27 protein-coding genes and 1 riboswitch are annotated in these 26,107 nt (G+C 61.4%); of the genes, 8 read left to right on the top strand and 19 right to left on the bottom strand.

Annotated elements, in window-relative coordinates; genetic code table 11:
* Positions 1–123: 123 nt before the first annotated feature.
* From urtC to urtE, 3 genes are read left to right on the top strand one after another with little or no spacing between them, the layout of a single operon-like run.
* Positions 124–1,296 carry an urea ABC transporter permease subunit UrtC gene (gene urtC / locus ACYQ1A_RS09165; protein ID WP_499361782.1) on the top strand — a complete coding sequence of 391 codons (1,173 nt, stop codon included), beginning with the start codon at positions 124–126 and terminating at the stop codon, positions 1,294–1,296.
* Complete coding sequence (gene urtD, locus ACYQ1A_RS09160) at positions 1,293–2,123, top strand: urea ABC transporter ATP-binding protein UrtD (RefSeq protein ID WP_083459335.1); 831 nt, start codon at positions 1,293–1,295, stop codon at positions 2,121–2,123. Before urtC ends, urtD begins: the two co-directional genes overlap by 4 nt.
* A 19-nt stretch (positions 2,124–2,142) precedes the next feature.
* On the top strand, positions 2,143–2,835 hold the full coding sequence (urtE, locus tag ACYQ1A_RS09155) for an urea ABC transporter ATP-binding subunit UrtE (RefSeq protein ID WP_499361781.1): 693 nt from the start codon (positions 2,143–2,145) through the stop codon (positions 2,833–2,835).
* Between the two features lie 19 nt (positions 2,836–2,854).
* Here the strand turns inward: urtE and ACYQ1A_RS09150 are convergent, their stop codons facing one another.
* Together ACYQ1A_RS09150 and ACYQ1A_RS09145 are read right to left on the bottom strand one after the other, a co-directional pair.
* A complete protein-coding gene (locus ACYQ1A_RS09150) occupies positions 2,855–3,178 on the bottom strand; it encodes a rhodanese-like domain-containing protein (RefSeq protein WP_062224845.1) in 324 nt (107 codons plus the stop codon).
* A 95-nt stretch (positions 3,179–3,273) separates the two neighbouring features.
* On the bottom strand, positions 3,274–3,927 hold the full coding sequence (locus ACYQ1A_RS09145) for a protein-L-isoaspartate O-methyltransferase family protein (RefSeq protein ID WP_499361780.1): 654 nt from the start codon (positions 3,925–3,927) through the stop codon (positions 3,274–3,276).
* A 90-nt stretch (positions 3,928–4,017) separates the two neighbouring features.
* Positions 4,018–4,113, top strand: a riboswitch (TPP riboswitch).
* 60 nt (positions 4,114–4,173) lie between these two features.
* On the opposite strand from ACYQ1A_RS09145, the gene thiC reads away from it, so the two are divergent.
* A complete protein-coding gene (gene thiC, locus ACYQ1A_RS09140) occupies positions 4,174–6,087 on the top strand; it encodes a phosphomethylpyrimidine synthase ThiC (protein ID WP_499361779.1) in 1,914 nt (637 codons plus the stop codon).
* Positions 6,088–6,184: 97 nt separating this feature from the next.
* On the opposite strand, the gene ACYQ1A_RS09135 is transcribed toward thiC, so the two are convergent.
* The gene (locus ACYQ1A_RS09135) at positions 6,185–6,517 is read right to left on the bottom strand and encodes a YegP family protein (RefSeq protein ID WP_499361778.1); all 333 of its coding nucleotides are present in this window, start codon (positions 6,515–6,517) and stop codon (positions 6,185–6,187) included.
* Positions 6,518–6,783: 266 nt separating this feature from the next.
* Here ACYQ1A_RS09135 and ACYQ1A_RS09130 point away from each other — a divergent pair, with 266 nt between their 5' ends.
* Both ACYQ1A_RS09130 and ACYQ1A_RS09125 read left to right on the top strand, forming a co-directional pair.
* Entirely contained in the window at positions 6,784–8,760 is a 1,977-nt protein-coding gene (locus ACYQ1A_RS09130; RefSeq protein ID WP_499361777.1) for a peptidase U32 family protein, read from the top strand.
* Between the two features lie 192 nt (positions 8,761–8,952).
* On the top strand, positions 8,953–10,260 hold the full coding sequence (locus tag ACYQ1A_RS09125) for an aspartate aminotransferase type Ic (protein WP_499361776.1): 1,308 nt from the start codon (positions 8,953–8,955) through the stop codon (positions 10,258–10,260).
* Positions 10,261–10,352: 92 nt separating this feature from the next.
* Here the strand turns inward: ACYQ1A_RS09125 and ACYQ1A_RS09120 are convergent, their stop codons facing one another.
* The 4 genes from ACYQ1A_RS09120 to bla form a co-directional block, all read right to left on the bottom strand.
* Complete coding sequence (locus ACYQ1A_RS09120) at positions 10,353–11,294, bottom strand: 5'-nucleotidase (protein ID WP_499361775.1); 942 nt, start codon at positions 11,292–11,294, stop codon at positions 10,353–10,355.
* A gap of 39 nt (positions 11,295–11,333) precedes the next feature.
* Entirely contained in the window at positions 11,334–12,218 is an 885-nt protein-coding gene (locus tag ACYQ1A_RS09115) for an EamA family transporter (RefSeq protein ID WP_499361774.1), read from the bottom strand.
* A 165-nt stretch (positions 12,219–12,383) separates the two neighbouring features.
* Positions 12,384–12,731, bottom strand: coding sequence for a hypothetical protein (locus tag ACYQ1A_RS09110; protein ID WP_062224681.1), 348 nt, complete (start codon positions 12,729–12,731; stop codon positions 12,384–12,386).
* Between the two features lie 129 nt (positions 12,732–12,860).
* Positions 12,861–13,763 (bottom strand): class A beta-lactamase, encoded by a 903-nt coding sequence (gene bla, locus ACYQ1A_RS09105; RefSeq protein WP_499361773.1) that lies wholly within the window; start codon positions 13,761–13,763, stop codon positions 12,861–12,863.
* A gap of 126 nt (positions 13,764–13,889) precedes the next feature.
* Between bla and ACYQ1A_RS09100 the strand changes: the two genes are divergently transcribed.
* Together ACYQ1A_RS09100 and ACYQ1A_RS09095 are read left to right on the top strand one after the other, a co-directional pair.
* On the top strand, positions 13,890–14,108 hold the full coding sequence (locus ACYQ1A_RS09100) for a hypothetical protein (protein ID WP_499361772.1): 219 nt from the start codon (positions 13,890–13,892) through the stop codon (positions 14,106–14,108).
* 26 nt (positions 14,109–14,134) lie between these two features.
* Positions 14,135–14,458, top strand: a complete 324-nt coding sequence (locus tag ACYQ1A_RS09095) for a hypothetical protein (protein ID WP_499361771.1) — start codon at positions 14,135–14,137, stop codon at positions 14,456–14,458.
* Here the strand turns inward: ACYQ1A_RS09095 and ACYQ1A_RS09090 are convergent.
* Genes ACYQ1A_RS09090 through ACYQ1A_RS09035 form a run of 12 tightly spaced genes read right to left on the bottom strand, consistent with a single transcriptional unit; the run spans position 14,455 to position 26,046 of the window.
* A complete protein-coding gene (locus ACYQ1A_RS09090) occupies positions 14,455–14,841 on the bottom strand; it encodes a cytochrome C oxidase subunit IV family protein (protein ID WP_499361770.1) in 387 nt (128 codons plus the stop codon). The two genes, ACYQ1A_RS09095 and ACYQ1A_RS09090, sit on opposite strands and share 4 nt — an antisense overlap.
* Positions 14,838–15,455, bottom strand: a complete 618-nt coding sequence (locus ACYQ1A_RS09085; RefSeq protein WP_499361769.1) for a cytochrome c oxidase subunit 3 — start codon at positions 15,453–15,455, stop codon at positions 14,838–14,840. Before ACYQ1A_RS09085 ends, ACYQ1A_RS09090 begins: the two co-directional genes overlap by 4 nt.
* Positions 15,452–17,038, bottom strand: a complete 1,587-nt coding sequence (gene ctaD / locus ACYQ1A_RS09080; protein WP_499361768.1) for a cytochrome c oxidase subunit I — start codon at positions 17,036–17,038, stop codon at positions 15,452–15,454. Before ctaD ends, ACYQ1A_RS09085 begins: the two co-directional genes overlap by 4 nt.
* A gap of 6 nt (positions 17,039–17,044) precedes the next feature.
* A complete protein-coding gene (gene coxB, locus ACYQ1A_RS09075) occupies positions 17,045–17,962 on the bottom strand; it encodes a cytochrome c oxidase subunit II (RefSeq protein WP_499361767.1) in 918 nt (305 codons plus the stop codon).
* On the bottom strand, positions 17,959–18,741 hold the full coding sequence (locus tag ACYQ1A_RS09070) for an SCO family protein (RefSeq protein ID WP_499361766.1): 783 nt from the start codon (positions 18,739–18,741) through the stop codon (positions 17,959–17,961). The genes coxB and ACYQ1A_RS09070 overlap by 4 nt, the downstream gene beginning before the upstream one ends.
* Positions 18,738–19,091: a hypothetical protein gene (locus ACYQ1A_RS09065; RefSeq protein ID WP_062225967.1), complete on the bottom strand. Its 354-nt coding sequence runs from the start codon at positions 19,089–19,091 to the stop codon at positions 18,738–18,740. The genes ACYQ1A_RS09070 and ACYQ1A_RS09065 overlap by 4 nt, the downstream gene beginning before the upstream one ends.
* Positions 19,088–20,095 carry a hypothetical protein gene (locus tag ACYQ1A_RS09060; RefSeq protein ID WP_499361765.1) on the bottom strand — a complete coding sequence of 336 codons (1,008 nt, stop codon included), beginning with the start codon at positions 20,093–20,095 and terminating at the stop codon, positions 19,088–19,090. Before ACYQ1A_RS09060 ends, ACYQ1A_RS09065 begins: the two co-directional genes overlap by 4 nt.
* Positions 20,092–20,664 (bottom strand): c-type cytochrome, encoded by a 573-nt coding sequence (locus tag ACYQ1A_RS09055; protein ID WP_499361764.1) that lies wholly within the window; start codon positions 20,662–20,664, stop codon positions 20,092–20,094. The genes ACYQ1A_RS09060 and ACYQ1A_RS09055 overlap by 4 nt, the downstream gene beginning before the upstream one ends.
* A complete protein-coding gene (locus tag ACYQ1A_RS09050; RefSeq protein WP_499361763.1) occupies positions 20,661–21,176 on the bottom strand; it encodes a DUF3341 domain-containing protein in 516 nt (171 codons plus the stop codon). Before ACYQ1A_RS09050 ends, ACYQ1A_RS09055 begins: the two co-directional genes overlap by 4 nt.
* The gene (gene nrfD / locus ACYQ1A_RS09045) at positions 21,173–22,540 is read right to left on the bottom strand and encodes an NrfD/PsrC family molybdoenzyme membrane anchor subunit (RefSeq protein WP_499361762.1); all 1,368 of its coding nucleotides are present in this window, start codon (positions 22,538–22,540) and stop codon (positions 21,173–21,175) included. Before nrfD ends, ACYQ1A_RS09050 begins: the two co-directional genes overlap by 4 nt.
* On the bottom strand, positions 22,527–25,391 hold the full coding sequence (locus tag ACYQ1A_RS09040; protein WP_499361761.1) for a 4Fe-4S dicluster domain-containing protein: 2,865 nt from the start codon (positions 25,389–25,391) through the stop codon (positions 22,527–22,529). Before ACYQ1A_RS09040 ends, nrfD begins: the two co-directional genes overlap by 14 nt.
* Before the next feature lie 4 nt (positions 25,392–25,395).
* Positions 25,396–26,046 (bottom strand): cytochrome c3 family protein, encoded by a 651-nt coding sequence (locus ACYQ1A_RS09035; protein ID WP_499361760.1) that lies wholly within the window; start codon positions 26,044–26,046, stop codon positions 25,396–25,398.
* Between the last annotated feature and the right edge of the window lie 61 nt (positions 26,047–26,107).

Raw genomic sequence — 26,107 nt, 5'->3', positions numbered from 1 at the left:
AAAAGGTTTGTTCAGCACAAGCTGAACATCAAAAACATGCGCCGCAGGCTAAGCGGTTAAGGTTTTACAACCACGAACCACGAATAAAAAAGCACCACCGCACCAACCCAGGAAAAAACCACCATGCGCCAGTCATACACCGAACGTAGCGTCAGATTGCTGGGCCCCAAAGGCTGGACCGCCATGCTCGCGTTCCTCGCCCTCATGCTCATCATCGTCCCCGCCATGCACCTGCTCGCGCCGCCCGACAGCGCGCTGCACGTGTCCAACTACGCTGTCACCCTCACCGGCAAAATCATGTGCTACGCCATGGTCGCGGTGGCGATGGATTTGATCTGGGGCTACGCCGGCATCCTGTCGCTGGGCCATGGACTCTTCTTTGCGCTCGGCGGCTACGCCTTCGGCATGTACCTGATGCGGCAGATAGGCCTGGATGGCAACTACCACAGCGCCCTGCCCGACTTTATGGTTTTCCTCGACTGGAAGGCGCTGCCCTGGTACTGGCAAGGCACCGACAACGTGGTCTGGGCCATCGTCCTCACCATCGGCGTGCCCACCGTAGTTGCGGGTGTGTTTGGCTATTTCGCCTTCCAGAGCCGCATCAAGGGCGTGTATTTCTCCATCATCACCCAAGCCCTCACCTACGCCGCCATGTTGCTGTTCTTCCGCAACGAAACCGGCTTTGGCGGCAATAACGGCTTTACCGATTTCAAACGCATCCTCGGCTATTCGATCACCGCACCGGAAACCCGCGTGGTGCTGCTAGGGCTGACCGCGTTGGCGCTGGCGGGCACCTTGCTGCTGGGCCGCTGGCTAGTCACCTCGCGCTACGGCCGGGTGCTGGCGGCAACGCGCGATGCCGAATCGCGCGTCATGTTCATCGGCTACAACCCGCTATGGTACAAGCTGTTTATCTGGACGCTGTCGGCCGCGTTGTGCGGCGTGGCGGGTGCGTTGTATGTGCCGCAGGTGGGCATTATCAATCCGGGCGAAATGTCGGCGGCGTCTTCGATTGAAATCGCCATCTGGGTGGCGGTCGGTGGCCGTGGCACCTTGATTGGCGCGGTGATCGGCGCGGTGGTGGTTAACCTGGCCAAGAGCTGGTTTACCGTGTCGTTTCCGCAATACTGGCTGTTTTTCCTCGGCTTTCTGTTCATCCTGGTCACGCTGTTTTTGCCGCAAGGCATCGTCGGTCTGTACCAGAAGCTGACCCAACGCCGCACGCCAGATGTCCCCAACACACCGGCCCCGGCGGATGCCGCGCCCACCCCACTGACTCAGGAGCACGCCGCATGATCACGCCCGCGATTGAAGACCGCCCGCAGTGGGCCGATGCCAGCGCCGGCCAGGCGCGCGCCGTCACACCCGGCGCCCTGGATATCGCCCACGGCGTCATCCTGTATCTGGACGAAATCTCGGTCAGCTTTGATGGTTTCAAGGCGTTGAACAAACTCAGTCTGCATATCGACGTGGGCGAATTGCGCTGCATTATCGGCCCCAACGGCGCGGGCAAGACCACCATGATGGATGTGATTACCGGCAAAACGCGGCCCGATAGCGGCAAGGCTTTCTTTGGGCAAACGCTGGATCTGACGCGGCTCAAAGAACCGGAAATCGCTCATGCCGGCATCGGCCGCAAATTCCAGAAACCCACCGTGTTCGAACAACACACCGTGTTCGAGAACCTGGAACTGGCGATGAAAATGGACAAGCGCGTCTGGCGCAGTCTGTTTTACAAGCTGGATAGCGAGGCGCGTGGTCGCATCGAAACGGTAATGGAACAAATCCGCCTGACCGCACAAGCGCATCGGCTGGCCGGGCTGTTGTCGCACGGGCAAAAGCAGTGGCTGGAAATTGGCATGTTGCTGATGCAGGAACCCAGATTGCTGCTGCTGGATGAACCGGTGGCGGGCATGACCGATGACGAAACCATGCGCACGGCGGAGTTGTTTGTCTCGCTGGCCGGGCAGCATTCGCTGGTGGTGGTCGAACACGATATGGCGTTTGTGGAAAAACTGGGCGGCAAGGTCACCGTATTGCACGAAGGCAGCGTGCTGGCCGAAGGCGATCTGGCCACGGTGCAGGCCGATGACCGCGTGATTGAAGTCTATCTCGGGCGCTAACAAAGCAAAGGAACCCGCCATGCTCCAAGTCGAAAACCTCAATCAATATTACGGCGGCAGCCATATTCTGCGCGGCCTGAGCTTTACCGCCGAGCCGGGCAAAGTAACCACGCTGCTGGGCCGCAACGGTGTTGGCAAAACCACGCTGCTGAAATCGTTGATGGGCGTGGTGCCCACACGCAGCGGCAGTATCCAGTTTGGCGGTGCGGACATCACGAAGCTGGCGTCGTATGACCGCGTGCGCGCTGGCATCGGCTATGTGCCGCAGGGGCGCGAGATTTTTTCGCGGCTGTCGGTGGAAGAAAATCTGCGCATGGGGCTGGCGTCACGGCCGGGCAGCACGCCGATTCCACCACGGATTTTTGAAATGTTTCCGGTGCTCAAGCAAATGTTGCGACGGCGCGGTGGCGATTTGTCTGGCGGCCAACAGCAGCAACTGGCAATCGGCCGGGCGTTGGCGATGGGGCCGAAGTTGCTGATCCTGGATGAACCCACCGAGGGTATCCAGCCGTCGATTATCAAAGATATCGAACGCGCCATTCGCGCCCTGGCCGAGACCGGCGAGATGGCGATTTTGCTGGTGGAGCAGTACTACGATTTCGCGCGTTCGCTGGCCGACCATTATCTGGTGATGGAACGCGGCGAAATCATCGCGCGCGGCCGGGGCGACCAGATGGATGCCGACGGCGTGCGCGGTTTGTTGTCGTTGTAATGCGCGTCGACTGACGTGATCAGTAGCGCGCCATGGCCGGGTCAACGTCGTTGGCCCAGGCATCCACGCCGCCGGCCAGATTGACGATATGGCCAAAGCCCTGGCGCTCGAGGAACACACCCACCTGGTAGCTGCGCATGCCGTGATGGCAGATGACGACGATTTCGGCGTCTTCATCCAGTTCATTGAACCGATTGGGGATTTCGTTCATCGGCAGCGACACGCTATCGGCCAGATGGCACAGCGCGTATTCCCACGGCTCGCGCACATCCAGCAGCACGGGCTTGGGTTTGCTGGTATCGGCCAGGCGGGCGGCCAGATCAAGGGCGGGCATTTGCTGCATGTTTTTTAATCCACAAAGGCGCTGGCGCAGGATAAGCGCCAGACGTTAAAAAGGCGTGGTGCATGACCACGCCTTTGGGGTATCGACTACCGCGCTTAGAACTGGAACACCGGCTTGGCCGGGGCGTTCTTCATGCGCGGCAGGTTGTATTCAAACAGCTTGTCGCTGCGCCATGCGGCGGTGTCGACCTTGGTCAGCAGCGTGGCGCTCATGATCGGCAGTTCGCCGACGATGGCGATCAAACGGCCGCCCACAGCCAGTTGGTCTTTCAGTGCTTGCGGCACTTCATAGAACGAACCGGTCGCGATAATCACGTCAAACGGGGCCTGGGTGGGAATGCCGCCCATGCCATCACCGACAATCACGCGCGCATTGCGGATGCCGGCGCGGGCCAGATTGGCTTCGGCCTGGGCCGCCAGTTCGGGCTCGATTTCGATGCCATAAACCTGATTGGCCAGACCTGCGGCCATCGCCATCACATAACCGGTGGCGGCGCCAACCACCAGCACCTTGTCGGTCGGCTGGACTTCGGCGTCTTGCACCATGCGTGCTTCCAGCTTGGGCGACATCAACACCGAGCCATGGCCCAGCGGCAGATCGGTATCGACAAAGGCCAGCGCCTTTTTATCGGCCGGCACAAAGTCTTCACGTTTAACGGTCAGTACCCGGTCCAGTACCTTCTGATCCAGTACATCCCACGGGCGGATTTGTTGTTCTACCAACAGATAACGGGCGTGTTCCCAATCCATTTTTTCACCTTAAGACCTGACAGCAAACCGGCGTTTGCGCTCGAAATTAGCTTGCGATTATTGCATAAACTGGATACCGTTCACAGCATTGAGTTTCGCTAGGGGTTCCGCGTAGATCGCGGATGAGAGAGTCCCTCAGCACCTGATCCGGTTCACACCGGCGTAGGGAAGCGAAGCCGCCTCGCATCTCATCCATCCTGGCGTCTTTACGCGCACCCCGCGCCGTCTTTCTGTTTAGGAGACGCCATGAATACCCGCCTGGATTTCACTGCCGATACGGCCCACGTCGACGCTGCGGCCATTCAGCCGCTGCCCAATTCGCGCAAAGTTTACGTAACCGGCAGTCGCCCGGACATCCGCGTACCGATGCGCGAAATCAGCCAAAGCGACACGCCCACCGCGTTTGGCGGCGAGCAAAACCCGCCCATTACCGTCTACGACACCTCCGGCCTGTATACCGACCCCAGCGCCAGCATCGATGTGCGCAAGGGTTTGCCCAGCGTGCGCGGCCCGTGGATTGAAGAACGCAACGACACCGTCTTGCTGGATGATCTGACCAGCGAATTCGGTCGCCTGCGCGCCGCCGATAAAAGCCTGGACCCGCTGCGCTTTGAACTGCACCGCCAGCCGCGCCGCGCCAAAGACGGCGCCAATGTGTCGCAGATGCATTACGCCCGTCGCGGCATTGTGACGCCCGAGATGGAATACGTGGCCATCCGCGAAAACCTGCGCCGCGAACAATATATTGAGAGCCTGTTGGCGCTGGGCGGCAAGGGCAAGCGCATGGCTGAGTTGATGCTGCGCCAGCATCCGGGCCAGAGCTTTGGCGCTTCTATCCCCGAGAAGATCACGCCGGAATTTGTGCGCGACGAAATCGCGCGCGGCCGCGCCATCATCCCCGCCAACATCAACCACCCCGAAGTGGAGCCGATGATTATTGGCCGCAACTTCCTAGTGAAAATCAACGGCAATATCGGTAACTCGGCGGTTACGTCTTCGATCAATGAAGAAGTCGACAAGATGACGTGGGGCATCCGTTGGGGTGCGGACACCATCATGGATTTGTCCACCGGCAAAAACATCCACGAAACGCGCGAGTGGATACTGCGTAACAGCCCGGTGCCGATTGGCACGGTGCCGATCTATCAGGCGCTGGAAAAGGTGAACGGCAAGGCCGAGGACCTTACGTGGGAGCTGTTCCGCGACACGCTGATCGAGCAAGCCGAACAAGGCGTGGATTACTTCACCATCCACGCGGGCGTGCTGCTGCGCTATGTGCCGCTGACCGCCAACCGCATGACCGGCATTGTGAGCCGCGGCGGCTCGATCATGGCCAAGTGGTGTCTGGCGCACCATAAAGAGAACTTCCTGTACACGCACTTCGCCGATATCTGCGAAATCATGAAGGCGTATGACGTCAGCTTTAGCCTGGGCGATGGTCTGCGCCCCGGTTCGATCTGGGACGCCAACGATGAAGCGCAACTGGGCGAACTGCGCACGCTGGGCGAGCTGACCCAGATTGCGTGGGAGCACGATGTGCAGGTCATGATCGAAGGCCCCGGCCACGTGCCGATGCAGCTGATCAAAGAAAATATGGATCTGGAGCTGCAAGACTGCTCCGAAGCGCCGTTCTACACGCTGGGACCGCTGACCACCGACATCGCCCCCGGCTACGATCACATCACCTCGGCCATCGGTGCGGCGCAGATCGGCTGGTATGGCACGGCCATGCTGTGTTATGTCACGCCCAAAGAGCATCTGGGCTTGCCGAACAAGGACGACGTGAAGGAAGGCATCATCACGTACAAGCTGGCCGCGCACGCCGCTGATCTGGCCAAGGGTCATCCGGGCGCACAGATTCGCGATAACGCCTTGTCGAAAGCGCGCTTTGAATTCCGCTGGGAAGACCAGTTCAACCTGGGCCTTGATCCGGACAAAGCGCGCTCGTTCCACGACGAAACGCTGCCGCAGGAAGGCGCCAAGCTGGCGCACTTCTGTTCCATGTGCGGTCCGCATTTCTGCTCGATGAAAATCACCCAGGACGTGCGCGACTATGCGGCACAGCAAGGCCTGGATGAGGCCAAAGCGCTGGAACAAGGCATGCAAGCCAAGTCGATCGAGTTTGTGAAGCGCGGTGCCGAGGTTTATCACAAAGAGTAAATTGGCGCGGCGCCCCGCCGCCTGCCAGCAACGCGGTGCACTCGGGCCTCCGAGCGCACCGCCGCCAGCGGCGCATGCAGCTCATGTCTGGCGCGCCTCACGGCAGTTCCTCGATCACCGCTTTGCCCGCATCCCGCGATACCGTGCTGATCACCAGTTCCACCGCCCGCCACGTGCCATACGATTCGCCCGAAGCCAGCACATTGGCGTTGGCATCCATCAAGACAAAATACGGTAAGCCGTAATCATCGGTACGGCGCACATAACGCGTCATGCGCAAGGCACTGGCGCGTACTGCATCGATGGCGGCCAGCGCATCGGCCCGACTGGCGCAGGGTTCGCTGGTCAACAGCGTTTTGCCTTTACGGTTTTCCAGGCGAAACAGAAAGTGGCCTTCGGGGCAGCGCTTGAGAATAAAGCGGGTCAACATCAGCAACATCCGGACAGGGGAAAGAAGCCGCCAATCTGCCGCCCAGGCATCCATCGGGACTATCCGGATCAGCGCCGCGCTTGATCCAGATCATGCGGTAAAACTCACCTGCAAAAAGCGACAGCCCGCCACTGTGCTGCTCTTGATGAACTGCAGGCATAAGCATGCTGTGCGTGTCAGCCAGGCTGCGCTCGTCCAGCGCTTTGGCGTGGCCGCGGCAGCCCCTGTATAGTTCTGCCCCTTGATGCCCCACCGGATTGATTTATATGAGCTTGCTGCCCCATCAACTTGAATTGCTTGCCCCCGCCAGGACGGTAGAAATTGGCCGCGAGGCAATTCTGCATGGGGCGGATGCCGTGTATATCGGTGGCCCGTCGTTTGGCGCGCGCCACAACGCCAGCAACGAAGTCAGCGAAATTGCCGAGCTGGTGCGCTTTGCCCATCGCTATCGTTCGCGCATTTTTGTCACGCTCAACACCATCCTGCACGACAGCGAACTGGAACCCGCGCGCAAACTGATCCGCCAGCTGTATGACGCTGGCGTGGATGCGATGATTGTGCAGGATATGGGTATCCTCGAACTCGATCTGCCGCCGATGCAGATGCACGCGTCCACCCAATGCGATATCCGCACGCCAGAAAAAGCACGCTTTCTGGCCGATAGCGGCTTTTCGCAAATTGTATTGGCGCGCGAGCTGACGCTGGACAAGATCCGCAAGGTGCGCGATGCCGTGCCTGCCGACACCACCATCGAATTCTTTATCCATGGCGCGCTGTGCGTGGCGTATTCCGGCCAGTGTTTTATCAGCCATGCCGATACCGGCCGCAGCGCCAATCGTGGCGATTGCTCGCAAGCCTGTCGCTTGCCGTACACGCTGACCGACACCTCGGGCGGCGTGGTGGCCTTCGACAAGCATTTGTTATCGATGAAAGACAACGACCAGAGCGCCAATCTGGAAGCGCTGATCGATGCCGGGGTGCGTTCCTTCAAGATTGAGGGCCGCTACAAGGATATGGGTTACGTCAAAAACATTACCGCGCATTATCGCGTGTTGCTGGACGAAATCCTGACCCGCCGCCCCGAACTGGCGCGCGCCTCCAGCGGCCAGACCGAAGTGTTTTTTACGCCCGATGTCGACAAGAACTTCCATCGCGGCCACACCGATTACTTTGTAAATGGCCGCCTGCCCGACATTGGCGCGTTTGAATCGCCCAAATATGTGGGCGTGGAAATCGGCACCGTCACGCGCCTCGGCCCGACGTGGTTTGAACTCGACAGCGCCGCGCCCCTCGCCAATGGCGACGGCCTTAACTATATGAAGAAGCGCGAAGTGGTCGGCCTGCAAGCCAACACGGTGGAGAAAATTGGCACCGGCGCGCGCGGCGATCTGTGGCGCGTGTCGCCCAATGAGCCGATGCAGGCGCTGGAAGGCCTCAAGCCCGGCGTCACCGTACACCGCAACCGTGATCACAATTGGGAACTGGCGCTGACGCGCAAATCGTCTGAACGCAAGGTCGATGTCTGGCTGCAGCTGCGCGACGAAGCCAGCGGCCTGGCGCTGACGCTGACTGACGAAGACGGCTGTAGCGCCACCGCGCATGCGGCGCTGGAACTGCAACCGGCGCAGAACGTCGAGAAAGCGCAAGCCACGCTGCACGACAACCTGGCCAAGCTGGGCAACACCATGTTCAACGCGGTGCATATCGATATCCAGACCGCGCAAACCTGGTTTGTGCCCGCCGGCGCGATCAATGCCTTACGCCGTGATGCGGTCGAATTACTGGAAACCGCCCGCCTGAAAGCGTGGCAGCGCTTGCCGCGCAAGGCCGAAGTGACGCCGCCGGCGCCATACCCGGAAACGTCTTTGTCCTACCTGGCCAACGTCTACAACCAGGCCGCGCGCGACTTTTACACGCGCCATGGTGTGCAACTGATCGCCGCCGCGTACGAGGCACACGAAGAGCCGGGCGAAGTGTCGTTGATGATCACCAAGCATTGCCTGCGCTTTTCCTACAATCTGTGCCCCAAGCAGGCCAAGGGCGTTAAAGGCGTACAGGGCCAGGTGAAGGCCGAGCCGATGACGCTGAAAACCGGCAACGAAACCTACACGCTACGTTTTGATTGCAAACCCTGTGAGATGCATGTGGTGGGCGCGATGAAACCGCATATCTTTGATGCGCCGCCTCCGACCACCGCGGCCTCGCTGCAAACCATCCAGTTTTACGCCAAGCGTCCGGCATAAGGGCCGGGCCGCTGCGCTGCGGTCGTGATGGCCATCACGATCGCGCCGCCCACCGGCGCTGCCGCCACCACCTCTGTCCGAAAATTCTCAACTTGCTGCCAAACCCGCCCTGCCAAACCGCGCGGGTGCTGGCACAATAGCGGGCTACCCTTTCGAGCCAGCTTCGGCTCTTACAACCGTTATGAGGATGTCATGGATCAAGCCCAGCCGCTGTTGCCTGCCGGTGATCTCACCGCTCTGGACAACGAAGCCCTGAAGCAATTTCACGCCACCGTGCGCGCACGCTATGACGCGTTCAAGGCGCGTGGTCTGAAGCTGGACTCGACTCGTGGCAAGCCGTCCGCGCAACAGCTGGATCTGTCCAACGCGCTGCTGGGCCAGACCGATGAAGAAGCGGCCAAAGGCGGCGGCGATCTGCGTAACTATGGCGGCGGTGTGGCTGGCCTGCCCGAAGCGCGCGCGCTGTTTGCACACATGCTGGGCGCACCGGCCGAGCAAGTGATCGTGGCGGGTAATGCTTCGCTGGAACTGATGCACGACACCATCGTGTACGCACTGCTCAAAGGCGTGCCCGGCGGCAATGCGCCGTGGTCGGCCGCCCCGGTGACGTTCTTGTGCCCCGCGCCTGGTTACGATCGCCACTTTGCCATCTGCGAACAATTCGGCATCAAGATGATTGCCGTACCGCTGACCGGCAAGGGTCCGGATATGGACGTGGTAGAAAAACTGGTGGCAGAAGACGCCAGCATCAAAGGCATGTGGTGCGTACCCAAATACAGCAACCCCACTGGCGAAACCTATTCCGACGAAACGGTGGAACGGCTGGCACGCATGAAAACGGCCGCGCCTGATTTCCGCCTGTTCTGGGACAACGCCTACGGGGTGCATCATCTGACCGACACCCCGCATGAAGTCGCCAATATTCTGGATGCCTGCGCCGCTGCCGGTAATCCGGATCGCGCTTTTGTGTATGCGTCGACCAGCAAGATCACCTTTGCCGGTGCGGGCCTGGCGCTGTTTGGTTCGTCCAAAGCCAACGTGGCGTGGATGAGCAAAAACATGAGCTTCCGCTCGATTGGTCCGGACAAGCCCAACCAGTTGCGTCATGTGCAATTCATCCAGAATGTTGCTGGCCTGACCAATCTGATGAAGGGCCACGCCGCGCTGATCAATCCGAAAATGAACGCCGTGCTGGATGTGTTCGAGAACCTGCTGGCCGGCCGTGGCGTTGCCAGCTGGACCAAACCGGAAGGCGGCTACTTTATCAGCCTGGACGTGCGTGACGGCAGCGCCAAACGCGTGGTGCAACTGGCCGAAGAAGCAGGCGTGGCCATGGTGCCGGCTGGCAATACCTTCCCCAATGGCAACGATCCGCGCAACGCCAATATCCGCGTAGCGCCGACTTTCCCGCCGCTGGATTCGGTCAAGCTGGCCGCTGAAGGCATTGCGCTGGCAACACTGGTTGGCGTCAGCGAAGCACTGCTGGCAGACCGCGCTTAAGCCATTACGGCCCGGCGGCAGCTGGATATAAAAATCGCGCAACCCTGGCAAGGGTGGCGCGATTTTTTTTGCCCAGCGTACTGGCTGCGGGTCTATTCCAGCATGCGGTTGGTTACGCCAAACGGAATATGCACGCTCGGCACCACACTGGCTGATTTCTGCAAATGCCCGCTCTGGTCATCAAAAAAGATATGCGGACGCAGCACCGCCAGCACTTTGCGCTTTTCGATGCCGCCCAGAAAAAACGCATCGTTCACCATCACGCCCCAGCTCTTGAGCGTGTTGAGCGCGCGTTCATGCGACGGGGCATTGCGTGCGGTGACCACTGAGACGCGCAAGCGGTTCTGATAACTCGGGTCTTCCAGCCGATGCTGGATTTCCACCGCCTGTATCCGCGCCACTCGCATCAAAAAGTCCTGCAAGGGGCCGGGATTATGCGGCGTGAGCAAATTACGCGTTTCGTGCTCATGAAACCGCGCCAGGCTGGCGGTGGATTGCATCACGCTTTCGGATTCGTCATCGACCAGTACGCCGTCAAAATCGAAAGCAATACGCAGCTCGGCATCATCCTCATCGTCGACCAGGGTAGAGGCCATGACATAACCGGCCGGATAACCGCGCTGTATGGCTTTGCGCACATCGTCCTGATTGGCCGACAAGAACAGCGAGATTTCCAGCGCCGGTATGTATTCGTACGGCGCGCGGCCCTGCATGAAGATGGCGCGGGTAATGCCCAGCCTGTGCGCTTCGATTGATTTCATCACACGCAAACCGGTGTCCGGGTCGTTATGCGACAGCAGCACCACCTCAACCAACGGGTCTTCCGGATCGTTGCGCAGGTCATTCAGCGACAACAAACGCCGCACAAACGAAAACGCCACGCCGGGGCGCAGCGTGTCGTTGAGGTGGTCTTCCTGATACTTGCGATAGGCGGCCTCGCCTTCGGCCCGGAACACAGCGTCCGACTCAGCCAGGTCAAACATGGCGCTGGAAGCCACGCCGATGACCAGACGATTTTCAAGCGTATACGGCATACAACAATCCCGAGGGTGGGCGATGCGCGATGATAGCGCTTAGGCCGTCAGCGTGCGCGCAGCCAGCCAGCGCGGGCCGAACACATTGATCAGCAAGCCCAGCATCACCACCGCGCCACCCAGCCATTGCAGCGCGGACAAACGCTCGTCCAGCAGCAGCGACGCGCTGATCAAGCCCACTACCGGCACCAGCAAAGTGAGTGGTGCGATGCGGCCGACCGGATGTTTGCCCAGCAAGCGGCCCCACAACATATAGCCGACGCCGGTGGCGAAATAAGCCAGATAAGACACCGCCAGAAAACTGTTCAGGCTGAAATGCGCCAGCGCAGCGCTGATGCGGGCCGGACCTTCGAGCAGATAAGACAGCGCAAAAAACGGCAGCGGCGGCACCAGTCCTCCCCACACCACCAGGCTCAACGGATTAACCGCGCCGATCTTTTTGATGGTGAGGTTGCCGGTGGCCCAACAGAGCGCCCCACACAAGGTCAGCCCGAAACCCGCCAGAGAGAACGAGCCGGTGGTCGCGCCGCTGCCGATCAGCGCCAGGCCGCAAGCCGATACCAGCATGCCGGTCAGGTGATGCCAGCGGATGGCCTCATGCATAAAAATCGCCGCCAGAATTACGGTAAAGAACGCCTGCGCCTGCAGTACCAGCGACGCCAGTCCGGCTGGCATGCCCACATAAATAGCGCTGAACAAAAACGCAAACTGCCCCAGGCTGATGCTGGCGCCGTACAACAACAGCCAGCGCCACGCCACTTTGGGACGCGGCACAAACAGGATGGCGGGAAACACCACCAGGCAGAAGCGCAAAGCGCCCAGCAGCATCGGCGGCACACCATGCAGGCCCAGCTTGATCACCACAAAATTGACACCCCACACCACGATGACGGTAAGGGCGGTGATCCAGTCTTTGATCGGCATGGGTGGCTCCTGGGGGTAAGAGCCAATGAGTATAGACAGGCCGGCCTGGCGAAAGCAGATACAGCCCCGCCGCCCGCATGCCACAACAGCAGCACCCACCCCGGATAAAAAAACCGGTGCACCAGGCACCGGTTTGCTTGAGTCTGTGGACGGGTCCTGCCGACCTTAGTGGCGGCCGATCAGCATTTCTTTGCGCACCGGAAAATCGCGTGGGTCACCGGTCAGCTGAAATTCGCAGACCGCGTGGTATTCCAGTTCACGTTCGGGAAGCGGGCTTTGGCGGAAGGCATGAAAACGCGGCGACATCTGATGTAACGATGCATTAAAGCGCTCGTTGCTGATTTGTTCAGCACGCTCTTTCTGCCGCAAGGTTTCGCGCGCTTGTTGCAGCTCTTGTTCGCTGGCGTTGTTGAGCAACGCTTCGCGCACGCTGTGTTCGGCCAGATAGCGTTCGGCGCGGCTGCGTAGCAACGGCCCCAAATGCACATCCGCCGATTGGCTTTGGTTATCCATATCTAGACCCTCATCCGGGCGGATTGCGACGGCAACCCGCTGACTCAGTTTGGACGAGATGGCCAATGTAGTCGTTCCGTTTTAATTACATGCCCGACAGTCGGCACGCCAGCCACGGCACGGCGGCCGCTACACCACGCGAGAAAACACCACCCGCGCCACTTCTTTTAATGCCGCATCGCGTACCGTGCCGGTGGCTTTGCTGTCGGTCAGCCATGCCGTCAGCAGCACCGGCGCACGTGGCTCCGGCGGCCAGATGATAGCCAGATCATTGGTGCTGCCGTTCTCGCCGTTACCGCTGGCATTGCCCACGCGCCAGTCCGGCGGCAAGCCCGCGCGCAGCCGCGTGGTGGCATTGCCGTTGCCCAGCAGCCACGCCTGCAATTGCGCGCGCGATTCGATGGCCATGGCGTCGCTCAGCAAAAAGCGGTTGAGCATTTTCAGCATCATGGCTGGCGTACTGGTGTCGCGCACATCGCCCTTGATGGCGCTGGTCAGATCGGGCTCAAAGCGGTCGATTTCGCTGATGTCATCGCCTTGCGTGCGCAGCCAGTTGGTTAGCTGGCTGGGGCCGCCCACGCTGGTCAGCAGCAGGTTGATGGCGGTGTGATCGTCAAACTGGATGGCTGCGGCGCACAGATCGGCCACCGTCATCTGGCCCGCCTTGAGCCGCGTGCGCGCAATCGGGGCCCATGGTTGCAGGTCGGCCGCGGTAAACAGAATCGGCCGCGATAGTTGTTCCTGATCTTGTTCAACCCGCGCCAGCACCGCCGCCGCCAGCAAGGGGGTTAATGCGCCTGCCAGCGGAAAGCGCTCATCCGGCCGATAGGTCAGCCATTTGCCGGTGCCGGTGTCCAGCGCGGTCACGCCGAGGCGGCCACCAGCGGTGGTTTCGATTTGCGCCAGCTGGCGCGCGGCATCCAGGCCCGGCGGCGTGGTCGGGGCTTTGGCTTTGGGCGCAGCCCATGTTTTTAATATCGGCGCACACAATGCAGCGCAAAAAAGCAATCGGCGACGACTCAAAAGCAGCATGGTAATTCCTGCATCGATTCGGAAGTATCCGAAGGGTAAGTTGTTGGGCGCGCGGCCAGCAAGCCACGCACGGCCAGTGTGGATTGGCACTCGCATTTATAAAACCCATCACCCGGAAAGTTACACATGCCGAACGTGCGCCTGATTAAATTCGATGTCGATTCAGACATGGACCGGGACCTGCATTTTTGTAAAGAAAACCTGAACGCCCCGACGCTATCGCGCGCCTGCCGTTACAGCCTGCGGCTCACCGCGTATTTCTGCGAACACGTCAAAGCGGGCGACCAGATTTTTCTGCGGCATCCTGACGGAGATACCACGGAGGTATTGCTCAGACGCAAATGAGCGCTACCCGCTACCGGGAGTGAACCATGCCCGCCGAAGTACCGATTGATGAGGATATGACGCAGCCGTTGATGCCCGAGCACGACGCCGAACTCACGCCGGATGACTGGCAAGTGCTGTCCAACATTACGCTGCAGCAAAAGCTGGCCCACGCCATGATCCAGATTTTTGTACGGCTGAACAGCGCGGTAATGGTGCTGATTGTGGTGATCTGGCTGGCCGAACTGTTTATCGGGCCCCGCATCATCACCGAGCACGTGGTGCTGGCGCTGATCGCGGGCACGGTGGCGCAAGCCGGCATGGTGTTTGCCACGATGGCCCGGCGTTTGTTTCCTTTGCATATGGCTTAGCCTGGCGCAGGCAGACGGTGATTGGATGGCGTGGTGGCATCAGGGCCGCCTTGCGGCAGTGGTGCCCGTTGCGCAGGCGGCGTCCATGGCGTGGTGCTGATGCCGCGAGTGAGATGCTCGCTGATCGTCTGCCCCAGCATGATGACCAGAAAAAACAAGGCCACCACCGCCATCAAGCGCGGCAGCGCGTCATGCCGCAGCAGCTCCATGTAACACAGGCCGATCAGCACCACCTTGAGCAGGGCGATCAGCGCATTCAACAGCGTATTCCAGATGCCCAGGGGCAAAAGCGCCGTACCCACCGTTAGCGCCAGCAAGCCCAGCAAGGCCAGCCACACTTTGGCGACATCCTGCACGATGCGCGCCGCGTTATGTTCGCTCATGGCGTGCGCTCCACCAGGTACAGCATGGGGAACAACGCCACCCACACCACATCCACAAAATGCCAGTACAAGCCGGCAGCATGCAGCGCGGGCTGTGGCAGCGGCCCCATCGCCTTATGCACGCGCCGCCACATGGCCAGCGTCACGCCGATGCCGATAGTCAAATGGATGGCATGCAAGAAGGTGGCGCTGAAATACACCACAAAGAAATACTGCGCGCCGGTATGCGCCGGGCCAGCAAAGTCGGGACCGGGAAACAGGTGCTCGGCCCATTCGCGATGCCATTCGTAAAACTTGATCAGCAAAAACGCCACGCCCAGCGCCGCGCACGCCAGCAAACAGCGCCCCACCTGGCGTTTGAGTTGCAGCGCGCTCAGTTGCACCGCCAGCGCCATTGCCGCGCTGCTGCTCAGCAAAATGGCGGTGTTCAGCGTGCCCAGCCATAAATCAGTCTGGCGGCTGGCCCAGGCAAAGCCATCCGGCATGCTGATGCGGCCATAGGTCCAGCCCAGCAGTAACGGCCCAAAGAACATCAGCTCGGAGGCCAGAAACGCCCACATCCCCAGGCGCACCGTTTCCAGCCGGCCCGCGTCGTCTATCGTGGTCAGGCTCATGCCGCGCCCTCCCCGGCCACTTCGTGCACATGGCTATGCACCACCACCGGGTTGCGGAAGTTTTCTACCGGCGGCGGCGACAGCGTTTTCCATTCCAGCCCGCGCCCTTCCCACGGATTGGACGGCGCATGCCGACCATAAAACAGCGACCACGCCAGATAACACAGCGGCAGCAGATAGCCGATGGCCAGAATGGAGGCACCGGACGAAGACAACACATTCAGCAGCTGATATTCCGGCGCATAGCTGTGATAGCGCCGCGGCATGCCTTCATAGCCCAGCAGATATTGCGGAAAAAACGTCAGATTAAAACCAAAGAACAGCATGGCCGCCGCCACCCGCGCCCACATTTCCGGGTACATGCGGCCGGTAACCTTGGGCCACCAGAAATGAATGCCGCCCAGGTAGGCCGCTACCGCGCCACCGACCATGATGTAGTGGAAGTGCGCCACCACAAAATAGGTGTGCGTCAGGTGCACATCCAGCGCCAGCGCCGCCAGAAACAGCCCGGTCAGGCCACCAATGGTAAACAGCCCGATAAAGCCCAGCGCATACAGCATGGGCGCATCAAAGGTAATCGAGCCCTTGTACAAGGTGGCGGTCCAGTTAAACACCTTGATCGCCGAGGGCACCGCTACAAAAAAACTCAGCAGCGAAAACGTCATGCCCGCATACATCGACATGCCGCTGGTAAACATGTGATGCCCCCACACCAGAAAGCCCAGCAGCGCGATGCCCATGATGGCGTAGGCCATAAAGCGATAGCCAAAGATCTTGCGCCGGGCAAAGGTGGGAATGATTTCGCTGACCACGCCCATGGCCGGTAACACCATGATGTACACGGCCGGGTGGCTGTAAAACCAGAACAGATGCTGGAATAACAAGGGGTCGCCGCCCAGCGCCGGATCAAAAATGCCCACCTGGAACAGCCGCTCGATCACGATCAGCACCATGGTCATGGCCAGCACCGGCGTGGCCAGTACCAGAATGATGCTGGTGGCGTAATGCGCCCACACAAACAGCGGCAGCTTGAACCACGTCAGCCCGGGCGCGCGTAAGCGGTGGATGGTGACGATAAAGTTGAGCCCGGTCAGGATGGACGAGAAGCCGGTAAAGAAAACGCTTAGCACCACAATGATCACGTGCGAATTACTGAACATGGTGGAAAACGGCGTGTAAAAGGTCCAGCCCGTATCCACGCCGCCCAGCAACATGCCCCACAGCGTGCCCACCCCGCCGATCAGATAGATATACCAACTGGCCAGATTCAGCCGTGGAAACGCCAGATCGCGCGCGCCGATCATCAACGGAATCAAAAAGTTACCCAGCACCGACGGAATCGACGGAATCAGAAAAAACCACACCATGATCACGCCATGCGCGGTAAACAGCTCGTTATAGGTTTGCGCCGGCACCAGATCGCCCTGCGGCGTGGCCAGTTCCAGCCGGATAATCACCGCCGCCGCGCCGCCGATAAAAAAAAACAGCGTGATGGCGATGGCGTACAGAATCGCCACCTTTTTGTGGTCGGTGGTGGTCAGCCACTGGCGCAACGTTGGGCCTTCAGTCAGATAGCTGGACACGGTGCGTTATTTCCTGCGCAGATAAGCAATCAAGGCAGCCAGTTCTTCTTCCTGCAACTGGCCGGCAAAGGCGGGCATATTCGGTGGATACCCGGCCACGCGATTGGCATGCGGCTGCAAAATCGCCTCGCGCAGCCAGCCTTCATCCGCGATCACGCGGCGGCCATCGGCCAGTTGCACCGGCTGGCCAAACACTCCGGTCAAGGCGGGCGCATTGCCAGCGCCCGCGTCATGACAGCCGCTGCAGCCGTACTGGCGATACAAGGTCTGGCCATAGCTGCTCAGGCCATCGGCCTGGTCGCCGCTTTCCAGCCAGCGCGCGTAATCAGCCGGTGGCATCACAATCACGCGGCCTTCCATCGTGGCGTGCGCAGTGCCGCAATACACGGCGCAATACAGCTCGTACGTGCCCGCGCGATCGGCGTTAAACGAGATCGAGGTATAGCGGCCCGGAATCACATCCTGTTTGATGCGAAACGCCGGTACATAAAAGCTGTGGATGACGTCTTCGCTGGCCAGCATCAGCCGCACCGGCTGCCCCACCGCCACATGCAACTCGTTGATTTCGCGCCGACCGTTGTCGTGTTGCACTTTCCACATCCACTGCTTGGCCACCACAAATACGGTCATCGCATTGGCGGCGGGCTGATAGGCCTGCGCGTACAACCATGCGGCCCAGCCAAACACGCCCAGAAACAACAACAGCGGAATCGCCATCCAGCTCAGTTCCAACGCGCGGTTCTGCGTGGGCGGATGATCACGGCGCGCGTTGGAGCCTTTGCGATATTTGATGCTGAAAAACGTAATCAGAAACGCCAGCGCCAACGCCACCGTGCCGGTTAGCGCCAACATGCAATAGAACAGCGTATCGACCTGCGCCGCATGCGCGGTGGCCGCGACCGGATGCAACTGGAAGTCGCTCATCGCAGCCCCTCCAGGCGATGCCGCCGCCATAGCCAGCCGCCCAACGCCAGCGCCGCCAGCAATGCCGCTGCGCGCAGGGCGTTAAACACCACGCCGCTATAGCGCCCGACATGCTGATCAAAGCCCGCGCAAATCAACGCCACTTGCTGCGACAGACTCCACGGCTGCGCCTGACGCGCGGCATGCAAGGCGGCACTCAGCTCAGAGGGAATCGGCCGCACGCCGGGCAGATAGGCGCTGACCTTGCCTTGCGCGTCGGCCACCACCAGCACCGCCGGGTGGATGTACTGACGCTGCGCCTGATCGTATTGGCTGCTAAAACCGATGGCGCGTTGCAGCGCGGCGATACGCTCGGCCGAGCCGGTAAGCCAGACGCTATCGACCAGCTCCGCGTTAAAACCGGCAAAGTCAGTGGCGCGTTGGCGGGCGTCGGCCGGTGTTTCTTGTGCGTCGATGCTGAACAGCACCAGCCGATAATCCCGGCCGGGCTGCAAGGCCGTGGCACGTAATGACTGCAGCGTGCCGGTAAGCAACGCGCCGCACAGATTGCTACAGCGATACCAGGTGGGCACCAGCAAGATCGGCGCGCCGCCGGCGTAATCAGCCAAGGCGTGCGTACTGCCGTGCTGGTCTTGCCAGGTTTGCGTCAGCGGCAAGGCCGCGCCCAGCTTCTGCTGCAAGCCGGCTTGCGACGCAGGCCCCAGCGTGGTGGCCCAGGCGGATGCGCATAGCCACGCGCCAAGCAGCAGCGCGCCGAACCGTATCGAGCGCAGACTCATCGGCCGCCTCCTTTGCCCGCAGCGGCCGGGGCCGAGGCCAGCAATTGCATCGCCACATCAATATCGATATGCGCGATGCCCGCTTTCCGGTCCACCCAGCCATTGCCATGCAATTGCGCGGCTTTGCTGGCCTGATAGCGCTGCAAATCATCCGGCCCCGCCGTTTGCAATACCGGCCCCGGGGGCTTGATGGCCCGCTGCACATCCTGGCCCGAACTGGCAGGCCCGACATGCTGCAATAGCACGTCCACCGCCAGCCCGGCCGCTACCAACAGCGCCAGCACGGTCAGGCCCACCAGATAGATCGGTTTGGCGTTGATCTGGTCGGGTTGGGTGCGCGGTTCGCTCATACGGTCACCTCGCGCGTGGGCCAGCGTCGCAGCGCCAGCGTGAGCCATAAGGTCAGCATCGGCAGCAGCAAAACCAGCGGCATCCACAGCCGTTGCCCCTGTGGTTGCGCTGACGGCCAGATCAGCCACAGCACGTCCAGCGCATGCATCAGCAACAAGCAGCCCGCCAGCGCGCGCAGCGCGGCGATGCGTTGTTTGAATGCGCGGCTTAGCAACAAGGCAAACGGCAGCGCAAAATGCCCCAGCAACAGCAGCCACGCCAGGCCCTGCCACGGCCATTGCAGGCGCGGCACATACCAGGAAATCTCGTCCGGCAGGTTTTCCGCCCAGATAATCAAGAACTGGGTGAACGCCAGATAAGCCCAGCTCATCGTGTACATCAGCAGCAAATTGCCGTGATCGCGCCCCAGCCGCGCGCTGCCGCCGCCCGCCATGGTCACCGCCCACGCCATGCCCGTCAGCATCTGGCCGATGGCCACCAGCAAGCCCAGCCCGGTGGAATACCACTGGATTTGCAGCGAGGCGATCCAGTCAAAGCTGGCGGCCGTGATGCTCAGCCCGTACAAGATCAGGATCAGCCCGGCGCGCGCGCGGCCGGTGGTGCGCCGTTGCCACTGCCCCAGCAAGCACCACAGCAGCAGATCAAACAGCAAGCGCCCGCGAAAAAACCCGACGTTAAGCCACCAATGCGCGCGCGCCAGTTCGGGCGAGCTGCCTGGGCTGGCCCACGCAAAAATATCGGGCACGGCCCACCACAGCGGCAGCCCGGCCAGTGCAATCCAGCCCAGTTGCGCCACCCCGGCCTGCCACAGCGGCCGCAGCGGCCAGCCCCAGTCGCCGCCGGTTAAATCATGCAGGCACAGATTGGCCAGGCAACCCAGCGATACGCCCAGCGCCAGCCACCACGCCACCAGCCACGCCAGCCAGAAGCCATGCGCATCCAGCGCAAACAGCAACACGGCCAGCGCCAGCAACACCGCCAAAGACCATAACGGTGACTTCATCGCGCGGCCTCCACGGTCTGGCGCAGCGCGGGCGGCAATTGCGCGACCGATGCGTGCTGGCTGAGCTGCAGCGCGCGGATATACGCCACCGTCGCCCAACGTTCTTGCGGATTCAAGCGGCTGGCAAATGGCAGCATCACGCCATACCCATCGCTGATGATGCGATACAGGCTGGCGTCGTCCAGCTGGCGCAAGCGCTCGCTATGCAGACTCTGCGGCCGGGGAAAACCGCGCCGCACCACGTAGCCGTCGCCATCCCCCACCACGCTGTGGCACGGCGCGCAGAAGATGTCGTAGCGTTGCTGGCCCTGACGTAACAAGGCTGGCGTTAGCGCGGGCTGTGCCGTATCCAGCACTGCGCTTTGCCGCCCGGATGAGCTGCCCGCGCTATCCCCAGCCGCCGCCACCACGGTATGCGCCGGGGCGGTGCGTGCCGAAGTGCCATCGGCCCACAGCGGCGACGAGGCATACGCCTTGTAGCGCGCCTGGTCGTACATATCCTGTTTGGCTTTTTCGCAGCCGCACAGCAAGGCCGCCAGGACGAGACAGAGCCACAGCAGGCGCGTCATTGTTTGACCTCGTACACCGGCTGGCCCAGCGTTTGCAGCCATGCCTCGGCTTGATCGGCGTTGGGGTCTTGCGCGCGGATGCAGATAAAAAAGCGGCGGCTGCTGGCCAGCGCAAACGCGTCAATATCAAACAACGGATGATGCAAGCGCGGCAGCCCGCTGCCCCACAAAAACGCCGCCACCGCCGCCAGCGCCGCACCCAGCACCGTGGTCTCAAACGTAATCGGAATAAACGACGGCCAGCTGTGCAGCGGCCGCCCGCCTACATTGATGGCGTAGGCCTGGGTGGCCGAATACCACTGCATCAGATAACCCGCCGCGCCGCCGACGATGCCACCGAGCAAAGTCAGCAACGGCACCCGGTTGGGCGAGGGCAACAGTTGTTCCAGTTCTTCGATGGCTTGCGGCGTAAAGGTATCGATGCGCACAAAGCCCGCCGCCTTGGCCGCCTTGACCGCCTCCACCAGGGCGTCGGCGCTGTGCAGGCCCACCAGATAGCCAAAGCCGCTCATGGCTGTTTCTCCTCTTGCACCAGCTCGCGCATTTCAGCCATCGAAATCAGTGGCAAGAAGCGGATAAACAGCATGAACAAAAACACAAACAGCGCAATCGAGCCGACATACAACATCACGTCCCAGCGTGTGGGCGTGTAACTGCCCCAACTGGAGGGCAAAAAATCGCGATGCAGGCTTTGCGTAACGATGATGAAACGCTCCAGCCACATGCCCACGTTGACCAGAATGCTGATGGTCAACAGCGCCGGAATGTGATGCCGCACGCGGCGCAGCCACAGCAATTGCGGCACGGCCACATTGCATAACAGCATCAGCCAGAACAGCGGCGCGTAAGTGCCGATGGCGCGGTCCAGCGTCATCGCGCGTTCGTATTCATTGCCGCTGTAAAACGCGGTAAAGGTTTCGGTGATGTAGCCGTAACCGACGATGCAGCCAGTGGCCAGCACCACCTTGGCGGCGTTGGCCAGATGCGTGGGCGTGATAAACGCCTGCAGTTTGAAGGCGGCGCGCAGCGGAATCGCCAGCGTAATCACCATGGCAAAGCCTGAGAACAGCGCCCCGGCCACAAAGTACGGTGGGAACAAAGTCGAGTGATAGCCGGGCGTGTTGCCGATGGCAAAATCCATCGCCACGATGGTGTGCACCGACACCACCAGCGGCGTCGCCAGCCCGGCCAGCAGCCAGTACGTACGGTTAAAGCTGACCCACTGCCGCGTTTCGCCGCGCCAGCCCAGCGCAAACAAGCCGTACCAGAATTGCTTGCGTCGGTTGTGGGTCTTGTCGCGCAAGGCCGCCAGATCCGGAATCAACCCGACGTACCAGAACAGCAAAGACACGGTCAGATAGGTGGAGATGGCAAAGAAATCCCAGATCAGCGGGCTGCGCCATTGCGGCCACAGCGTCATCTTGTTGGGGTACGGCACCAGCCAGTAAAAGAACCACGGCCGCCCCAGATGCAGGATGGGAAACAGCCCGGCAATCGAGGCGGCAAACAACGTCATGGCTTCGGCAAAGCGGTTGATTGAGGTGCGCCATTTTTGCCGCAGCAACAGCAGCACGGCCGAGATAAACGTGCCGGCATGACCAATGCCGATCCACCAGACAAAGTTGGTGAGCGCAAAGCCCCACGCCACCGGCATATCGACGCCCCAGATGCCCACGCCCACGGCAAACAAATAGGCCGTGGCTACCACAAACATCAACACGCCCAGGCTGGCTACGCCAAACACCGCAGTCCAGCGCCAGCCCAGCGGATCGTGCAGCACGATGTGCGCGATGCGGTCGGTGATCGAGCCTGCGCTATAGCCAGGCGCCAGTTCGGGCGTGCCGCGCGACACGGCGGGCTGATCAGGCAGCGCCATGGCTCGCCTCCGGCCACGCGGGGTTGGGGTTGGTCAGCCGCGCCAGATAGGTGGTGCGCGGTTGAGTGTTGAGTTCTTCCAGCAGCGTGTAATGCAAGGGCGACGCTTTGATATGGCGAATATCGCTGCCCGCATCGTTCAGATCGCCAAAGTGGATGGCTTGCGCCGGGCAGGCGGCCTGGCAGGCGGTGACCATTTCGCCGTCCCGAATGCGGCGCTGGTCTTTCTCGGCATTCAGCCGTGCGCGCGTAATGCGCTGCAAACAATATGAACACTTTTCCATCACGCCGCGGCGGCGCACGGTGACTTCCGGATTGCGCTGCGCCTTTAGCGGTTCTTGCGCCACATTGGCGTATTGCAGCCAGTTAAAGCGCCGCACTTTGTACGGGCAATTGTTGGAGCAATACCGCGTGCCGATGCAACGGTTGTACACCTGCACATTCAGGCCCTCGCTATCGTGCACGGTGGCGCCGACAGGGCAGACTTCTTCGCACGGCGCATTCTCACAATGCATACAGGTCACCGGCTGAAACCGCGTCGGCAGCGGATACGGCCCGCCTTCATACACATCCACGCGTATCCAGTGCATGGCGCGGCCTTTGGCCACTTCGCCGGGGCCGACGACGGGGATATTGTTTTCGGCCTGGCAAGCGATGGTGCAGACGCCACAGCCGATACACGCGTTCAGATCCAGCGTCATGCCCCATTTGTAGCTGTCGTAGCTGAACGGCGGATACAGGCTGGCTTGCCGCGCATGCGGGTCGGGCGGCAAGGCCGGATGCGCCTGGCCTGCGCCCACCGCCAGCATGCGCACTGGCGCGCGGCCTTCGTCATCAAAATGCGTTTGCGTAGCGGCCAGTTCGGCTTTCTCGCCCGTGGCCCAGACCCGCTCGGCCGCCAGCGTCCATCCCGGTTGCGCGCCGCGTAGCGGATAAACATTGTGGCCAACGTCCTGGCCCACGCTGCCGGTCTGGCGGCCGCCGCCGAAATACAGCACCAGCACGCCATCCGGCACGCCCGACATGCGCCGGATGGGTGCCTCGATCTGCTGGTTTTGCGCTTTGATTTGCAGCAGATCGCCATCGTCCAGCTTGAGCTGGTCCGCAGTGTGGGCGCTCAGGCCGATGGCGTTGCCCCACGTCAGCTTGCTGAGCGGTTTGGGCAGTTCCTGCAGCCAGCCATTGTTGGCATAACGGCCATCGCGCACACGCGGATCGGGGGCGAAGGCCAGGATGTACGGGCTGGACGATGCCGACGGTTTGAAGCCGGTGCTGATCGTAATGTGGCCTGGCGTTAACGGGCGCGCGGCTGGCCAGCCCGCTACCACACCGTGCTGCAGCGCCTGTTGCCAGCCGTGTTCAAAATCGGCCGCGCCCCACTGCTGCTGCCAATACGCACGCACCGTGGCGTAATCATCGGTGGCATCCGCCTGCAGCAATTGCGCCAGCAGCCAGTGCGGCGACACCCCGTCATACAGTGGCGTAATCACCGGCTGCTGTATGCACACGCTGCCATCGGCGGCATAAGCATCGCTCCAGCTCTCAAACGCATGCGCCATCGGCAGATGCCAATGCGCGCGCAAGGCGGTCTCGTCGCGATACAGCCCTAGATGAATCAGCTGCCCGGCGCGGCCCAGCGCAGCGGCTAGTTGCGGCTGATCGTAAGCCGGGTTGGCATCCAGGATGAGCAAGGTCTGCACCCGGCCTGCATTTAAATCATCAATCAGGGCCGACACGCTTTGCGGCGCGTGGCTGGCGATATCCCGCGCCGGCAGTGGCAAAACGGTGTGGCCCAGATTGCCCAGATGCTGGTTCAGCGCAATTACCAAAGCGTGTGCCTGGCTGGATAAACGCGGCCCGGCGATGATGACGCTGGCGCCCCGCGCCTTGCGCAAATCTGCGGCCAAAGCGCTGATTTGCGGCATGATGGGCGCATCGGCCGGCGCGCCCGGCAATTGCAGCGCGGCGGCCAGTTGCCACAACGCGGCCTCGACCTGCGCGGGCGTGGCCAACACGCGATGATCCGCCATCGCCCCCACCAGGCCCGGCACACATTGCCAGGCATACAAACGGCTAAGGCCGCCCGCGCGCTCAGGCTTGCGACTGTTTGCCCATTGCCGCGCATAGGCGGTGGCACCGGGCAGATCGCTGAGGAAATCACAATCAAAACTGGCAATCACCCGCGCCTGATCAAAACGATAATCCCAACTGACGGCCTGGCCGAAGGCGTCGCGGCTGGCGTTATCGAGTGCCGTATTACGCAAGGGGTGATGCACGGCCCAGCGCATGGCCGGGTAACGCCGCTGCAGCGCCTGCAATTGCGCCAGCAAGGTCGGCGAGCTGGACGGCCCCAGCAAGAGCCGTAAGCCCGCGCCGCCATTGCGTTGCCAAAGGGGCGCCTGTTGGTTGAGCTGCGCCAGCACGCTATCCAGACTGGCAGGCACCGCGCCGCGCAGTGGCGTACGTGACCGATCGGGGTCCCACAATTCGAGGATGGCCGCCTGGCTATAGATATCGCTGCCGCCCTGACTAAACCCATGGCGCGGATTGCCTTCCACCTTGCCCGGCCGCCCCATATTGGTTTGCACCAACACCGGCTGCGCCACGCCGTCGACTGGATACATCGTGGCGTAAAACTGCGGCTGCCCCGGCACCATGCCTTCGGGCATATGCACATACGGCATTATTTTTTCTTCGGGCGGACCGCTGCAGGCGGCGGTCGCCAGCGCGGCCGACGCCGCCATCCACTTCATGAAGGTGCGCCGGTCCAGCCCAGGCGCGGCCGCTACCGGGTGCAGCTTGATCACGGTATTGGTGGGGCGAAATGGCGAGTTGGACTGATCAGAAGACATGGCGTCAGCGATGGCAGGTGGAGCAATCGGTTAGCCGACGCCGGTCGGCAATCTGATATTGCTGCAGCAAATCGTCGATCTCGGACTGCGTGAGCACCGCCTGCGCGGGCATGTGATAAACCTGCTCGGGCCGGTGCAAATGCGGGCCCGGATTACGATGGCAGTCCAGACACCATTGCATTTCGAGACTGGCGTTGCGCCACGTCAGCGGCATCTGGTCCACGCGCCCATGGCATTCCATACAGGTCACGCCCTTGTTGACGTGAATACTGTGATCAAAATAGGCGAAATCGGGCAGATCATGCACCCGCGCCCACGCCATCGGCCGCCCGCTGGCCCAGCTGTCACGCACCGGCTGCAACAAGGGCGCGTCTTTAAACAGTTGCGAATGACAGGTCATGCACACTTCCGTCGCGGGCAGCCCGGCCACCCGGCCCTTGTCCACCGAGGTATGACAAAAGCGGCAATCGATCCCGTCATCGGCCACATGGTGCTTGTGGCTGAACGGCACCGGCTGCAACACCGCCGCCCCGCCGACATCTTGCGGCTGCATGCTCCACGTCACCACCCCGACCCCAGCCGCAGCCAGCGCCAGCAAAGCCAACAGAAACAGCTTGAGCCAGAGCACGTCGTGCCGGCTGAACACCTGCGCCATGAGCGGGGGCCGTTAGGGTTTACGTCGGGTTGGAAACTGGATGCTTACAAATTTGGTAACG

The sequence above is a fragment of the Silvimonas sp. JCM 19000 genome (assembly GCF_054652575.1).
This window is presented reverse-complemented; position numbering and strand designations above follow the sequence as displayed.

Excerpts from the sequence above, each read along its gene's own strand:
- ACYQ1A_RS09130 (WP_499361777.1), top strand. The coding sequence starts at position 6,784 with ATGAGCTTGCTGCCCCATCAACTTGAATTGCTTGCCCCCGCCAGGACG.
- ACYQ1A_RS09150 (WP_062224845.1), bottom strand. The coding sequence starts at position 3,178 with ATGCAGCAAATGCCCGCCCTTGATCTGGCCGCCCGCCTGGCCGATACC.
- ACYQ1A_RS09040 (WP_499361761.1), bottom strand. The coding sequence starts at position 25,391 with ATGTCTTCTGATCAGTCCAACTCGCCATTTCGCCCCACCAATACCGTG.
- ACYQ1A_RS09085 (WP_499361769.1), bottom strand. The coding sequence starts at position 15,455 with ATGAGCCTGACCACGATAGACGACGCGGGCCGGCTGGAAACGGTGCGC.
- ACYQ1A_RS09055 (WP_499361764.1), bottom strand. The coding sequence starts at position 20,664 with ATGACGCGCCTGCTGTGGCTCTGTCTCGTCCTGGCGGCCTTGCTGTGC.
- ACYQ1A_RS09100 (WP_499361772.1), top strand. The coding sequence starts at position 13,890 with ATGCCGAACGTGCGCCTGATTAAATTCGATGTCGATTCAGACATGGAC.
- urtD (WP_083459335.1), top strand. The coding sequence starts at position 1,293 with ATGATCACGCCCGCGATTGAAGACCGCCCGCAGTGGGCCGATGCCAGC.
- ACYQ1A_RS09125 (WP_499361776.1), top strand. The coding sequence starts at position 8,953 with ATGGATCAAGCCCAGCCGCTGTTGCCTGCCGGTGATCTCACCGCTCTG.
- ACYQ1A_RS09050 (WP_499361763.1), bottom strand. The coding sequence starts at position 21,176 with ATGAGCGGCTTTGGCTATCTGGTGGGCCTGCACAGCGCCGACGCCCTG.
- ACYQ1A_RS09065 (WP_062225967.1), bottom strand. The coding sequence starts at position 19,091 with ATGAGCGAACCGCGCACCCAACCCGACCAGATCAACGCCAAACCGATC.
- urtC (WP_499361782.1), top strand. The coding sequence starts at position 124 with ATGCGCCAGTCATACACCGAACGTAGCGTCAGATTGCTGGGCCCCAAA.
- ACYQ1A_RS09060 (WP_499361765.1), bottom strand. The coding sequence starts at position 20,095 with ATGAAGTCACCGTTATGGTCTTTGGCGGTGTTGCTGGCGCTGGCCGTG.
- thiC (WP_499361779.1), top strand. The coding sequence starts at position 4,174 with ATGAATACCCGCCTGGATTTCACTGCCGATACGGCCCACGTCGACGCT.
- ACYQ1A_RS09095 (WP_499361771.1), top strand. The coding sequence starts at position 14,135 with ATGCCCGCCGAAGTACCGATTGATGAGGATATGACGCAGCCGTTGATG.
- bla (WP_499361773.1), bottom strand. The coding sequence starts at position 13,763 with ATGCTGCTTTTGAGTCGTCGCCGATTGCTTTTTTGCGCTGCATTGTGT.
- ACYQ1A_RS09070 (WP_499361766.1), bottom strand. The coding sequence starts at position 18,741 with ATGAGTCTGCGCTCGATACGGTTCGGCGCGCTGCTGCTTGGCGCGTGG.
- ACYQ1A_RS09145 (WP_499361780.1), bottom strand. The coding sequence starts at position 3,927 with ATGGATTGGGAACACGCCCGTTATCTGTTGGTAGAACAACAAATCCGC.
- nrfD (WP_499361762.1), bottom strand. The coding sequence starts at position 22,540 with ATGGCGCTGCCTGATCAGCCCGCCGTGTCGCGCGGCACGCCCGAACTG.
- ACYQ1A_RS09110 (WP_062224681.1), bottom strand. The coding sequence starts at position 12,731 with ATGGATAACCAAAGCCAATCGGCGGATGTGCATTTGGGGCCGTTGCTA.
- ACYQ1A_RS09090 (WP_499361770.1), bottom strand. The coding sequence starts at position 14,841 with ATGAGCGAACATAACGCGGCGCGCATCGTGCAGGATGTCGCCAAAGTG.
- urtE (WP_499361781.1), top strand. The coding sequence starts at position 2,143 with ATGCTCCAAGTCGAAAACCTCAATCAATATTACGGCGGCAGCCATATT.
- ACYQ1A_RS09135 (WP_499361778.1), bottom strand. The coding sequence starts at position 6,517 with ATGTTGACCCGCTTTATTCTCAAGCGCTGCCCCGAAGGCCACTTTCTG.
- ACYQ1A_RS09115 (WP_499361774.1), bottom strand. The coding sequence starts at position 12,218 with ATGCCGATCAAAGACTGGATCACCGCCCTTACCGTCATCGTGGTGTGG.
- ACYQ1A_RS09120 (WP_499361775.1), bottom strand. The coding sequence starts at position 11,294 with ATGCCGTATACGCTTGAAAATCGTCTGGTCATCGGCGTGGCTTCCAGC.
- ACYQ1A_RS09035 (WP_499361760.1), bottom strand. The coding sequence starts at position 26,046 with ATGGCGCAGGTGTTCAGCCGGCACGACGTGCTCTGGCTCAAGCTGTTT.
- coxB (WP_499361767.1), bottom strand. The coding sequence starts at position 17,962 with ATGAGCGACTTCCAGTTGCATCCGGTCGCGGCCACCGCGCATGCGGCG.